This is a genomic window from Priestia sp. RMT2NF4 (genome assembly GCF_047872835.1).
Taxonomy (GTDB): Bacteria; Bacillota; Bacilli; order Bacillales; family Bacillaceae_H; genus Priestia; species Priestia zanthoxyli.
On sequence record NZ_JBLQZO010000015.1, the window covers coordinates 1 to 13,011 of the forward strand.

Here is a 13,011-nt window from a genome sequence, read left to right on the forward strand (position 1 = left end):
AAAGCTATTATGGATCAGCTTCGCGACGGTACCCTGACTAAGGAACAAGCTGAAGCCAAATTAAAAGAACTTGGCGTCAACCTTCCTTCTAAAAAGAAAGATTTTCTAAATGGTTTAGATGCTGAAACAAAAGCTAAGGCCGAAACCATTTTAGAAAATGCAAAAAAAGAAATTCAAAAACTCGGTGTCACAATGCCGTTTGAAAAGAACGAGCACAAAGTTCAATAACTAAAAAAGCTACTTGGCTGTTGAGAGCCAAGTAGCTTTTTTATGATGCAGTTTTCCGTTTCACTAATGCCATGTATACACCTAATGCTAATAAATCACAGACCATAATCACAATGCCCATCGGCAGAGCATTTTGCCCTCCTCCAAGTCCCACAAGAGGAGCTACGGCTGCTCCGAGCAAGAACGGCAGCAATCCAAGAAGCGCTGAAGCACTTCCCGCATTGGAAGCTTGATTTTGCATAGCAAGTGAAAAAACGGTGGTGTTCACAATTCCTACGCTTGATACAACAAAGAAAAGCAAGATGCAGACCAAAATAACGGACGTGTGAGTAGCAATTACAGCCACTAAAAGCACGCTTCCAACGGCTGCTTGAAGCAATCCATACATGAGAAGAGTAGCTTCTTTTACTTTACCAGCTAAACGTCCTGTCACTTGAGTAGCTATAATGAGACCAAAACCGTTAATAGCAAAAACAAAGCTGAACATCTGCGGAGACAGCCCGTAAATGTCTTGAAGGACAAATGTAGAGCCTGAAATATAAGCAAACATAGCACTCATAATAAAACCTTGCGCCAGTGCATATCCCACGAAGACACTATCTTTTAGCAATACGCTAAATGTACGCAGTACTTCTGTTAATCCACCTTCTTTACGGCGTTCAGCCGGCAGCGTTTCTTTCAAGCCAAATAAAACGGCAAAAAACATTAGTGCACCAATTACGGCTAACACACCAAATACTCCGCGCCACGACATAACCGTCAGCAGCTGTCCGCCGGCAACCGGAGCCAAAATGGGAGCTAAACCATTTACGAGCATGAGCATGGAGAAAAACTTTGTTAAATCCGAACCTGAAAACAAGTCTCGCACGCTTGCTCTTGAAATAACCATTCCTGCTGCTCCCGCCATGCCTTGAATAAATCGTAAAACGATAAAAATCCAAATAGAAGGCGCAAACACGCATAAAACAGAGGCAACTGCATAGGTGATTAATGCTGCTACAAGCGGCTTTTTCCTTCCCCGGATATCACTGAATGGCCCCATTACCACTTGCCCGAATGCCAAGCCCAATAAGCAAGCTGTCAGACTGACCTGGGCTAAAGAAGCTGACGTATGCAGTTCTTTAGCAAGCGTCGGCAGCGCTGGCAAATACATGTCGATTGATAACGGTCCAAATGCGCTTAGTGAACCCAAAATTAAAATAAATAAAATGCGATTTCCTCGGCTTAAAGACATTCCTTGGGAAATACTTTGCTGATTCATCTATTGTTGTCTCTCCCTTCAGCAGTTTTACAATAGTCTCATCTTAAACCCTCCAGCAACTGGATAGTCAAGACGTAATTCGAATTTGAATTTCCGTCAGCCGCTCTTCTTCATGATGAGAAATAAATGAATCTACAATTCGCCGAATTAAAAAAGGCCCTTCTGCTTTGTATCCTTCGGCTTTAATAAAGTTCAGTAACGTATCGTAATAGACTCCTGTGGTATCTCTCTTTTCTCTCATATAAATAGATGCGTAATCGCCTTCAGGTATTAACGTAACGAGTTCATGCTTAAAAGAAACATCGCTTTCGACCAATAAAAAAATGCCATCGTAATCTGTAAATTGTTGTTTTTTTGTGTTTTCTACAGATAGTATAAACCCTACTTTACCAATCATAATCGGGGTAATATGACTGATTTTCTTTTTTAAATCACGCAGAACACTTTCAGTTCCGTCTAACGTACCTACCTCTGCTTTTACTTGCACAACTTCACGAGAAGGAAGGTGTTTGATGAACGGGGCTCCTATTTGGTTAATATGTCTCGTCTGTTCTAATTCCTTCATTCGAGTTGTTAACTGCGCATTCACTCTTTGAAGGTGACGAATTTTTTCTTTTGTTACCTTCTGATATTCCGCTAAGGTTTCAATAAATTCATCCAAGCTGCTGTGCTCCATTTTTCTTTTAATTTCTTTTAACGGAACTCCCATCAGCTTTAAATAGACAATGATATCTAATTTCTTAAATTGTTCTAACGTATAATAACGATATCCAGTTTGCGGATCAACTTCATAAGGCTCAAACAGGCCAATTTCATCATAATAGCGAAGTGTTTTAATTGGAATATCGTGCAGTCTGGCCATTTGCCCAATCGTAAATTTGTTTTGCACTATAAGTTCACCTTCTTTATGTAAAGCTGCTTGCACTTAAAGCAAGCAACACCGTAATTCTCATCATTCATTTAGTTCTTGTACAAGCTCTTCCACAATAAGATGTGCAGGCAGTTCTTTTGCCAGCGTAAATCCAGTTCCTGCCCACAAAGAAGTGTACTCTGGATTATTCATTTGTGTAGCTTTTGTTCGAATAGGCTTTGTCATGTAATGAATATGAGGGTAAGCGGATGGTGCTGATTTATCATAGGAAATAAAAAAAGCATTCACAAATCCTCTAGCACGTTTCCCTGTAAAAGCTCTTGTAACACCTGTTTCATTAAAACGCTTTTGAAGAATGCTTTCTTTATGAAGAGCACTCGCTCCGCTTTCTGGACAACAAATAAAAGCCGTACCTAACTGCGCAGCAGAAGCACCTTCTTGTAACACGCGTTTAATGTCAGACCCCGTCATCAAGCCTCCCGCAGCAATTAATGGCTTTTTAGTGATTAGACGGACTTCTTTTAGCAAATTTATAAGCGAAAAGTCCACCGAACTCTCTAAAAAAGTAGACCGATGGCCGCCGGCTTCAATTCCTTGCAAGCACAGCGCATCTGCTCCTGCTCTCAAAGCCACTTCGGCTTCTTGAGGTGTTGTAATCGTAACGAAAATATGACTTCCAATTCCCTTTAAGCTTGCTACAATCTCTCGATCCGGGCACCCAAATGTAAAGCTCACAGCAGGTACTCTATGTTTTTGAATGATGTCGAGCTTGGCACTCCATTCATCATCATCATTCTTTGGTATGCCAACTTGACACTCCAAATATCCAGCGGCTTTTGACAATTCTTTTTGATAACAATCAAGTGCATCAACTGCTACTTTTTCATTTGTCGGAACAAACAGATTTACTCCAAAAGGTTTTTTCGTAAGTGAGTGCATCTCTATAATTTCCTGCTCCAATTCACGCGCACTTTTATATCCCGCGGCTAAAAACCCTAGCCCTCCGCTATTAGATACAGCTGCAGCTAGTTTAGGCGTCGAAACTCCTCCTGCCATAGGAGCTTGTACAATTGGATACTCACATATATTTTCCACACTTATCACCTCAGCCCTTCATGCGTTCTCTCTTCATTCTACTACAACACCAGAAAAAAAAGCCCTCCAAAAGGGCTTTTCTTCCATATATAGATTATGCTCATTTCAAAAATTGGGATCATAAATGACGCTTAGGAATGCGCACTACCTGACTATTCCCTCAAAGGTTCACCTATGCGGATGGCACTAACCCCGAAAGGGGAGTGACAGCCGCTTAGGTTTAGAAAGCCAGACCTGATTGTTTTTGGATCAGGTCTGGCTTTCTACATCGATTACTTATAGTGGAGGAACTTTACGCATACAGCTTCTGGAACCGTAACGTTAGATTGAAGAAGCGTTAGCTTTCCATTTTCTTGGTCTCTTTCAAACAGCACCAAGTTTCCTGTCTCTTGATTAGACGCCACAATAAATTGTTCCGTTGGATCTAAAACAAAATCGCGCGGCCAGTCGCCTTCAGTGCCTGTCCATTCTACGAATGTTAACTGTCCAGAATCCTGGTCTACTTTGAATGTTGCAATCGAGTTATGTCCGCGGTTTCCTGCATAGACAAAGCGGCCGTCTGAAGAAATGTGGATCGCACTCCCTTGATTATTTTCTGTAAAATCAGCCGGAATTGCTAAAGTAGCTTGTTGTTGAGTAAAGCTTCCTGTGCTTTCGTCATACGTTAAAAATAAAACTTCGGAGCTGAATTCTGTCATTGCATACGCATAGCGGCCATTTGGATGGAACGTTAAATGTCTAGGGCCCGAACCAACAGATGTAGAAAGGCTGTTGACTTCCTTCAATTTATTCTCTTCCACTTCATATGTCACAATTTCATCAATACCTAGGTCTACAACCGCCACGTGTTTTTCTCCAGGAGTAAAATCGGCATAGTGTACGTGTGGTTTTCCTTGTTGTCCTTTTTTAAGGTCTGAATGAGGATGTTCCACTACGGATGCTACATATTCAATTTCTCCTGTTTCTTCGTTAACAGAATACGTCTCAACGCTCCCTTTATGAAAATTAGCAGATAAAACAAGCGTATTATCTTCATTCACTGAAACGTAGCAAGGAGGCGCGCCGTCTAGCAGCTGTTTGTTTACAAATTTCAATTGCCCTGTGTTTGGATCAATCTTAAAAGCAGCTACGCCGCCTTTTTCTCCTTCTTTAATAACTGTATAAAGATGTTCATTGTCTTTGCTCGCATTTAAGTATGTAGGATTTTCAATTTTAGCCACGGCTTTTACTTCTACAATTTTTTTAGCCTTTGTATCTAACGTAAATGTATAGACACCTTCACTGCCTGCTTTTGTATATGTACCTGCAAATCCAATAAATTTTCCATGTTCACTCATTTTCCTATACCCCTCCTAAAGAATTGTTTTGTTTCATTTATTTTACTATATCATACCGCATTTGTTATAGAGAATGCTCCAATTCAACGTTCATTTATCAGTTTTCCCTACATGCCTAGCGTCAAACCCTTCCTTTTTAAGCCTGCATCTTGCATTTTCCTACCATTGGGCGTTATGATTAAGGATGATTTTATATCGCCCAATAGCAGACGGTTCCTGTATTTCTTAGATTTTTAAATAAAGAAAAATGAACTGATGAATAGTCGACTTCCATCGCCATAACCGCTGCTCAACTTTTTTCGTAAAGTTACATCAAAAAAGGAGTGAACAACAATGATCACATTAAAAAGTGAACGCGAAATTAATTTAATGCACGAAGCAGGTAAATTATTAGCTTCTTGTCATAAAGAAATCGCTAAAATGATCAAACCAGGCATAACAACAATGCAAATTGATAAATTTGTTGAAGAGTACTTAGCAAAGCACGGAGCAACGCCGGAACAAAAAGGATACAAAGGATATCAATATGCAACGTGCGCTTCTTTAAATGATGAAATTTGCCACGGTTTTCCAACAACTAAACCGTTAAAAGACGGGGATATCGTAACCATTGATATGGTTGTAAATTTAAACGGAGGCTTAGCAGATTCTGCATGGACTCATACCGTTGGAGACATTTCAGACGAAGCACAGCGTCTAGTAGATGTTACATACGAAGCGCTTTTAAAAGGAATCGAGCAAGCACAGCCAGGAAACCGTACAGGTGACATCGGCCACGCTATTCAAAGCTATGTAGAAGGCGAAAAATTCTCTGTCGTACGCGACTTCACAGGACATGGAATTGGAAATACCATGCACGAAGCGCCTACAATTCTTCACTACGGAAAAGCTGGCAAAGGTACACGTTTAAAAGAAGGTATGGTTATTACAATTGAGCCAATGGTAAACGCTGGTACATGGCATTCTAAAATGGATAAAAACGGTTGGACTGCTCGTACAACAGACGGTAAATTATCTGCTCAATTTGAACATACGCTTGCGATTACGAAAAACGGTCCTCTTATTTTAACAGCACATTAAAAAACAGCCCTTTTGAGGCTGTTTTCTTAATGTAGAGGAAATTTAATAACAAAAACTGTGCCGCGGGAAGAAGTAGATAATAATTTAATCTGTCCTCCGTGGCTTTCTAGAATACGCTGAGCAATGGGCAGACCAAGACCTGTGCCGCTATCCTTCGAAGTGGAAAAAGGCTGGTACAGCGACTGCTGCATATGAACCGGAATACCTTTTCCAGTATCTTCAATGTATAGACAGTAGCTATCTTCATGAACCTGCGAGTAGATTGTAATGACTCCTTCTCCATCCATGGCTTCCATACTGTTTCGAATTAAATTATGAAGAACTTGTTTGATTTGTTTTTCATCTACCTTTAATACATGCGGCTGCAAATTCACATCGAAAATAAGCTTATCTTTTTCTGTAAATTTGCTTGAGTGAGTAATCAAAGGCAATAACTCATTAATAATATCCTGCATGCTGACTTTTTTCATCACCGGAGTCCCAGGTTTTGATAACAACAGCATTTCTTCAATGATGTAATTAATCCTCTCTAGCTCTTTCATAAGCAGAGGCAGGTAAAAACGCTTTTTCTCCTCATCAGAAAGAGACTGATTCATAAGAGATATAAATCCATGAATCACGGCAAGAGGATTACGAATCTCATGAGCAGCTCCGGCTGCCACTTCTCCAACCAAGGCAAGTTTCTCAGACTGATGCATTCGCTTTTCTAATTCTTCGGTATCCGATATATCAATGAAATAAAAAATCCTTCCAATGCTTTCGTTCTTCTCATTAAACAGCTGCGTTTGAGAGGCTAAAAAGCAATAGCACGTCTCTTTCGTTCCAAATAATACTTTTTTATTTTCGTGAATTTCTCCCGAATTCAACATGCTCCAAAATTCAGTATTATATTCAGGACATTCCTTCATATACCCGCAAATATCCTTTTCATCGAGATCTAAAAACTGTTTTGCTGAGGTATTAGCAAATATACTATTTGTCTCATCTTCTATTGTGATAATTCCAACAGGCAGTGAATTTAAGATCTGCTGGCGATATGCTTTATCTTTAATGATTTTCCAAAATGAATCTTCTAAACTAACCGACATTTGATTGATAGAAGCCGAAAGCTGCTTCAGCTCGATTTGCTTTGTGTCTTGAAGAACAAGACCGTATTCTCCGTCTGCAATGTCATTCACTTTTTCAATCATTTGTTCAATTGGTTTCGTAAGGCTCGCACTCATACGATAAGAAACATAAAGGGAAGCCACAATAGCACTTACTGTTAAAATCAATAGTAAAATTAATGAATCTTTAATAATAACAGACAGTGTATCTGATAGTGTATCAAGTGAATCAACCGTCTCTTCTTTTGAACTATTAATATCTTTTTTTATCTGATGCAGATCCGGCAAATAATTTCTCTTAAGATACTCTTTTGCTCCCTCTATATCTCCGTACTTCAACAGTCCCTGCACGTTATTAGAAATCTTAAAATCCAGCAGCTCAATTTTTTCCTTTAGTGGAATCAACGATTTTGGCACAGGCTGCTTATATCTTTCATTATTTTCGATAACTCGTGTATCATATGATTGATATTCTTCTATCAAAGAGACAGTGGGGTTCTTTAGATTATTTTTCACAATGTATTCTTTTATGTTCAGCTGCTCTTCCCAATAAGAAAGCCACACCATTTGAGGAACATCTTCATCTTTAATTTCGTTGCTTACATGATTCATTTTATCAATGGCATGCACTAAAACTAAAGAGAACCCGCTTAACATGAATGTAATCAAAAGAAGAATCGTTAATATTTGGCTACGGAATGACATGTTGCGAAATAATTGATTCATAATCATCTCTTTCTTTTTCATAGTTACTTCGGCTGTGTAGACATTCTAACTTTCGAATATAAAATTTGTTTTTCTTGTTTACTGTACATCGGTCCAAAAGGCGCTAGTTTATAAACACCGTCCCTGGCGTCAAGTTTGACTTCTCCAGATGGAAGACCTTTTTTACTAAAATAGTTCTTCATAATCACGTTGTAAGCTTGAGGAACATCATTTATCACACTTGTTAAAATAACAGACCTACCCATGTACGCCTGATCATCTAAATATCCTATTACGTACATTCCTTGTGTTTTCGCTTCTTGAATAACTTCTTGATTATACGAATTTCCTTTAGCATAGACGATATCGACACCTTGAGCTTTTAACTCGCGGAGCAGCTTTACTGCTTTTGCTCCATCGTCTCGGCTGTTTACAACTTGATAATAAAAAGCAATCGATGAATCATACGCTTTGATTCCTTGTTCGAATCCTGGATTTTTTTCTTTTGCAAATGTATCGAGTAATCCAATTTTTTTCGTTTTTGTCTTCATGGCAGCTGCCGTGCCTGCCAGGTGTTCTATTTTTGTTTGATCAAATGTATATACAGTTTGGTTTTTATACATTGAAGTACCGTGAATGGTGACGAAATGAACATGAGGATACTTAGGAGCTAGTTCTGTAAAAACGGTAGAAAATTCTCTTCCATGTCCAATTACGACTTTTGTTCCATTTTGAATAACTTTTTCAGCAGCTTCCTTCATTTTTTGGTTCGTATTTACTTCGCTAATAACTTGAGCCGAAACGGGGTACTTCTGCTCGATGTTGATTTTTCCTTTATAAGCTAGACTGCCCCAGCTTTGATCTGTCAGTACATCAGAGGTGAGAATTGCAACGCTTGTGTTTTCTACTTTTTTTGTCGTTTGCTGACTTATAATCCCTTGTGTTTTCGAAACAATAATAATTAAAAACGAAGCGACAACAATCAGGGCAAGCAATAAAATCAGCCTTAACTGTCTTGATCGTTGCATAGACCTTCTCCTTTTTGTTTAGCATACTTTCATTATATAAAAAAAGCATCTAAAAAGACTACATCTTTAACGAAATTCCAACTTTTTTCGACATTTCTTTCATATCTTACCTTTTTTAACACTTTCACTCCAAAAGAAAAAGCAGAAAACATCTGTTTTCTGCTTCGGCCTTCAATCTTCATCCTTTACGTCCATATCTTCAGGGATTGGCTCATTTAGGTATTCTTCAATTTGTTTTTTGTACTTTTCCATTTGCTCTAAATGGGTGTTAAACTGCTCTTTATTTAATAAGTAGTTTTCACCATCAAATATAGCCCTTACTTTTCCTTCTTGAATCAATTTCTGTACATATTCTTCAGGAAAAGATAGATACTCTGCTGCTTCTTTTATCGTTAAATACATCCTGCTCCACCTTTTAGACGTTATAGTGTACTTCTTCTGTAGCTTTAACCATTAACTCATACTGACGCAAGCGAAGCTGGAATAATGTTAACGGATCATAGTAAGCTTCAGGATTGGCTTTCATATGACTTAACACGTCTTGATTTTCATTAATATGCGCCTGTGTTTCTTCAATCGTTTCTTTTAAAACCTCTTTTGGCTTTTCAAAGAATAGTTCAATATCAACTTCTAAATTTTTCTCAAATAAATTAAATTGCATAAAAAACTTTGCCAGCATAGATTCTGTGATATCTTGATAGTCTTGACTTTCAATGTACTTTTTATATTGATTATAAAGCAGCGTTTGATTTTGAAGAATGGAAGAAAACAGCTTTCCTGCTCCTTTTAACAAAAGCTGCGTTGGATTAACGCGAAGTAAAATATTTTCCTCATCCAGCTGAACCCGATTAGCCATCCGATTAACGTCGCGACGCCAGTCATCCAGCACTTTAAAATCGCAGGCTAACGTTAATTTTTGCTCATTGTACATCTTATTTAATGACTCTGCTACTTCTTCAATATCTACTTGACTCGCAATCAGCTCTTCATTTGATGTAGCAATCCAGTCCTTTAAAGAAATACGGAACTTAGGTAGGACATCTTGCTGCAAGTGCTCTTCCACGCGCATATTCATTTGTTTATTCAGCTCAATATGAACCGTACTAAAATCACTGTCTTCCTTCACTAATTCTGAAGACTTTTTGAGTAAACGAGGAATTTTATTTTTTAGCTTTTTGCTGATATCCTCTTTGATGCCGTGATAAGCCGAAACAATACTACTTGCTTTTTCTTGTTCTAAGTCATCCACTCGATGCAAGAAGCCATTTAATCGCACAAGCATATCTTCGTTCCATTTAATACTTTCAATCAAATGATTTTCTGTGTGATTTCTCTTCTCCACTAAGCCCTTTAGCATGCTTTGAATAAAGAACAGCAGTCTGCGCGCACGCTCTTCTACTCCAACGTCGTTTGGATCGTAATAGAAATTAGCTTTAATAAACTGAGCCAAGTCTCCGTGGTGCTGACTCGATACGTAGTGAGGCGTATAGGCTAATACATGCGCCTGCGGGAAATCAGCGCCAATGCTTGCCTCAAATTCTTTTGTAATTCGCTCAATCGTTGTTTGATTATAAAGACTGTCCATATTGTTGATCACAAAATGAACTGGCGTATTTGGCGCATATTCTTTAATCTCCAGCAATAATTCTCTTTCTTCATCAAGCAGCGATTCTTTTGCATCAAGCACAAACAGTAAACCATCTGCTAAAGGAGCATATTTAAATGCATCCTGCTCACGCGCCTCTTGTTCTGTAAAGCTTGGCGTAACAATGCATGAACAATTATGCTTATCAAGGAACGCAAAAGGTTTTTTCACTTCTACAAGCGCCTGGTGAGAAGATTGCTCCGCTCCGTCAATCGTTTCCATCGGAATGATTTCTTGATCAGCGATTTGCTGGATAGATTCTTCTTCATCATGAATGAACACAAAGGTTGTTTCATGATTTTGCGGTACCTGTTCTTCTGTAATCGATCCCACAAATGAAGACGTTGCAGCATTTGTTCCTGTAATTAATAAGTGTGTCGTATGAGCATCTAATAAAAAGTCTACCCACCATTTAAAGGTGTGCCCCACTTCTAAACCATTTTCATTAGCCCATTTAATAATGCCATGGCAAAGTTTGTAGTGATATTCAAGACCATCAATGTCGTTACGCGCCTCAAAAATTAATCTGCCTGCATTTTCGATTGTAATGGTATCAATAGTTGACGGAAACTTTTCATTCCATGAAAGCACGGCCGCAGACGGAAATAACGCACGTGACTTATTAGTAATTTTAAGCCAGTTTGTTAATACGTTCGGAATGACTTCATGCAATTCCTTTACAGAATGATCACTTTCCATTAAGTCAGTGTACGTCTCTTGATAAAGAGTTGAAATCTCTTGCCAATAATCATAGAGACCCACTTCAATATTCAAGAAAATATCATTGATGGTTTTAATCCAAGCAAGATAAGGAGGCTGACTCTTATATTGTTTCCATAAAGCTGAGACAAGCTGTTTGAAATATACTTGGTCCACTTTGTAAAATGAAATCATCACTTGATAAAAATAGTTAGGGATAAAGTTTGCTGTATATCCTTTATCTACGTAAGTCTTTAATACCGCAAACCAATTCAGCGATTCTGTTCGAATACACTCATCTACTGCAAGCTCCACTGCGCTATTAAAATCTTCTTGCTCTTCATAAAATCTTCGCGCAATCGCCGTGACGTTTGGATAATCCGGCTGAGAAGCAACCAGCTCGTTAATAACTTCATAAGCTCGTTCAATATTGTTATGGTCCGTATAAAGCGAAAACAGCTTTAGCGCTATTTCAGCTTTTAATACTTTTGAATCCGTTTCGATGGATAGGTAAAGCTCTTCAGCGAGCGTAGACAACCCCAATTCATAATGTGCGTCGGCTGTATTTTTCTTCGCCCACAGCTTAAACTCGCCATTTACATTCTCCCACTTAAAAATCGCGGATTCAAAATCTTGATTGTGGAAGTACACTTCTCCCTGAGCTAAGCGAATGAGCGATAAGTCGTACCACTCTTTTTGCTGCTCTTCGTAATAAGCTTGTCCAAGGACTTTTACAGGCGGCTGATTTTCATTTTCTTGCATAAACGTTTCGTAATATTTCTTTTTCGTTAACTGATATTCTACCGTCATATAGTCTCTCCTTTTTGATGTCAATATTTTATGTACTCTATCAAATTCCCTTTTTTATACTTTTCATACACGATATTTTCTTACTCATATTTTACGCAAAAAAAGCCTCAAGAACTACTCTTAAGGCTTTTTTTATAACTTTTATACTATAAAAATGGCTATTTATCATAAATCGGCGCTGAAATAACAAATATATTAATAGGCATCCCGTCGAAACAGCCCCATTACTTCTACCGTTTCCGTAATATTTACGAAAGCTTCAGGATCCACAGATTGAATTAACTGCTTGAGGTTTGCAAGCTCATAGCGTGAAATCACCGTCATTAATATCTTACGGTCTTCTCTTGAATAAGCTCCTTCACCGTTCATTAACGTCACACCGCGCACCAAATTCGTAAGAAGCTGCTGCTTCATTTCTTCGCCTTTTCTCGTAATAATGGTTAACGTGAGCTTAATGTGGCGAGTATGAATCGCATCCACTACTTTTCCTGTGACGAAAATCGAAAGCATCGTATATAAAGCCGCGTCCCAATTCACAAAGAAACCTGAAACAAATACGACCACGGCATTCATCGCTGATAATATAGCGCCAAGCGGAAATTCTTTTTTATGCGTAAGAAGCATCGCAATAATATCAAATCCACCTGTTGAGGCTGACTGACGAAAAACAAACCCTACGCCAATTCCAGTTAAAACTCCTCCAAAAACAGCTGACAGAATAGGATCTGTACTAACGGCTCTCAAGGGAATCACGTATAAAGCAATTGATAAAGCCACAACGGACAGCAGCGTATGTAAAACAAACCGCTTTCCTAACTTCATAAAACCAATAATTAAAAGGGGTAAATTCAACAAAAAATTCATTGTTCCCGTGCTTGCAGGCGTTAAAATTCCTATAATCATAGCAATACCGCTAATGCCGCTGCTTAGCACTTTATGGGGGATTAAAAACCAATTGTATGCAAATCCAATTAACACAGAACCCGCTATAATAGCAATTGCTCTATACATGATGTCCCTTCACCTCTTACCACAAATATAATGTTTTCATTTATTGCTTCTTTATTATAATTCCTAAAATATTGAAAACCTTAAAAAAAGTATATTCAGAAATTTGCTGTGTTGGTGGGGTGGACAAACGGCAAA

10 protein-coding genes and 1 pseudogene are annotated in these 13,011 nt (G+C 38.5%); 2 read left to right on the plus strand and 9 right to left on the minus strand.

What is annotated here, in order from left to right; genetic code table 11:
- Nucleotides 1-228, plus strand: a pseudogene (locus tag ACMX9J_RS26550) (hypothetical protein); the annotation flags it as partial.
- Between the two features lie 40 nt (nucleotides 229-268).
- Here the strand turns inward: ACMX9J_RS26550 and ACMX9J_RS26555 are convergent.
- The 4 genes from ACMX9J_RS26555 to ACMX9J_RS26570 all read right to left on the minus strand — a co-directional run bounded on the left by ACMX9J_RS26555 (nucleotide 269) and on the right by ACMX9J_RS26570 (nucleotide 4,792).
- Complete coding sequence (locus ACMX9J_RS26555; RefSeq protein WP_047751756.1) at nucleotides 269-1,489, minus strand: multidrug effflux MFS transporter; 1,221 nt, start codon at nucleotides 1,487-1,489, stop codon at nucleotides 269-271.
- 67 nt (nucleotides 1,490-1,556) lie between these two features.
- Nucleotides 1,557-2,378 (minus strand): MerR family transcriptional regulator, encoded by an 822-nt coding sequence (locus tag ACMX9J_RS26560; protein ID WP_028412508.1) that lies wholly within the window; start codon nucleotides 2,376-2,378, stop codon nucleotides 1,557-1,559.
- A 63-nt stretch (nucleotides 2,379-2,441) separates the two neighbouring features.
- Nucleotides 2,442-3,455 carry a nitronate monooxygenase gene (locus ACMX9J_RS26565; RefSeq protein WP_033580819.1) on the minus strand — a complete coding sequence of 338 codons (1,014 nt, stop codon included), beginning with the start codon at nucleotides 3,453-3,455 and terminating at the stop codon, nucleotides 2,442-2,444.
- A gap of 272 nt (nucleotides 3,456-3,727) precedes the next feature.
- The gene (locus ACMX9J_RS26570; RefSeq protein WP_033580820.1) at nucleotides 3,728-4,792 is read right to left on the minus strand and encodes a lactonase family protein; all 1,065 of its coding nucleotides are present in this window, start codon (nucleotides 4,790-4,792) and stop codon (nucleotides 3,728-3,730) included.
- Between the two features lie 333 nt (nucleotides 4,793-5,125).
- Between ACMX9J_RS26570 and map the strand changes: the two genes are divergently transcribed.
- Complete coding sequence (gene map, locus ACMX9J_RS26575) at nucleotides 5,126-5,872, plus strand: type I methionyl aminopeptidase (RefSeq protein WP_025752900.1); 747 nt, start codon at nucleotides 5,126-5,128, stop codon at nucleotides 5,870-5,872.
- 26 nt (nucleotides 5,873-5,898) lie between these two features.
- Here map and ACMX9J_RS26580 read toward each other — a convergent pair whose 3' ends face one another.
- The 5 genes from ACMX9J_RS26580 to ACMX9J_RS26600 all read right to left on the minus strand — a co-directional run bounded on the left by ACMX9J_RS26580 (nucleotide 5,899) and on the right by ACMX9J_RS26600 (nucleotide 12,876).
- A complete protein-coding gene (locus tag ACMX9J_RS26580; protein WP_047751757.1) occupies nucleotides 5,899-7,704 on the minus strand; it encodes an ATP-binding protein in 1,806 nt (601 codons plus the stop codon).
- 23 nt (nucleotides 7,705-7,727) lie between these two features.
- Nucleotides 7,728-8,711 carry a BMP family ABC transporter substrate-binding protein gene (locus ACMX9J_RS26585; RefSeq protein ID WP_034266896.1) on the minus strand — a complete coding sequence of 328 codons (984 nt, stop codon included), beginning with the start codon at nucleotides 8,709-8,711 and terminating at the stop codon, nucleotides 7,728-7,730.
- Between the two features lie 171 nt (nucleotides 8,712-8,882).
- Nucleotides 8,883-9,113, minus strand: coding sequence for a helix-turn-helix domain-containing protein (locus ACMX9J_RS26590; protein ID WP_013055062.1), 231 nt, complete (start codon nucleotides 9,111-9,113; stop codon nucleotides 8,883-8,885).
- Nucleotides 9,114-9,126: 13 nt separating this feature from the next.
- Nucleotides 9,127-11,865, minus strand: coding sequence for a GTPase domain-containing protein (locus ACMX9J_RS26595; protein WP_416226407.1), 2,739 nt, complete (start codon nucleotides 11,863-11,865; stop codon nucleotides 9,127-9,129).
- Between the two features lie 195 nt (nucleotides 11,866-12,060).
- On the minus strand, nucleotides 12,061-12,876 hold the full coding sequence (locus ACMX9J_RS26600) for a YitT family protein (RefSeq protein ID WP_013055060.1): 816 nt from the start codon (nucleotides 12,874-12,876) through the stop codon (nucleotides 12,061-12,063).
- Between the last annotated feature and the right edge of the window lie 135 nt (nucleotides 12,877-13,011).

Coding starts and splice junctions, on each gene's coding strand:
- map (WP_025752900.1), top strand. CDS start 5,126: ATGATCACATTAAAAAGTGAACGCGAAATTAATTTAATGCACGAAGCA.
- ACMX9J_RS26600 (WP_013055060.1), bottom strand. CDS start 12,876: ATGTATAGAGCAATTGCTATTATAGCGGGTTCTGTGTTAATTGGATTT.
- ACMX9J_RS26585 (WP_034266896.1), bottom strand. CDS start 8,711: ATGCAACGATCAAGACAGTTAAGGCTGATTTTATTGCTTGCCCTGATT.
- ACMX9J_RS26555 (WP_047751756.1), bottom strand. CDS start 1,489: ATGAATCAGCAAAGTATTTCCCAAGGAATGTCTTTAAGCCGAGGAAAT.
- ACMX9J_RS26595 (WP_416226407.1), bottom strand. CDS start 11,865: ATGACGGTAGAATATCAGTTAACGAAAAAGAAATATTACGAAACGTTT.
- ACMX9J_RS26570 (WP_033580820.1), bottom strand. CDS start 4,792: ATGAGTGAACATGGAAAATTTATTGGATTTGCAGGTACATATACAAAA.
- ACMX9J_RS26590 (WP_013055062.1), bottom strand. CDS start 9,113: ATGTATTTAACGATAAAAGAAGCAGCAGAGTATCTATCTTTTCCTGAA.
- ACMX9J_RS26580 (WP_047751757.1), bottom strand. CDS start 7,704: ATGAATCAATTATTTCGCAACATGTCATTCCGTAGCCAAATATTAACG.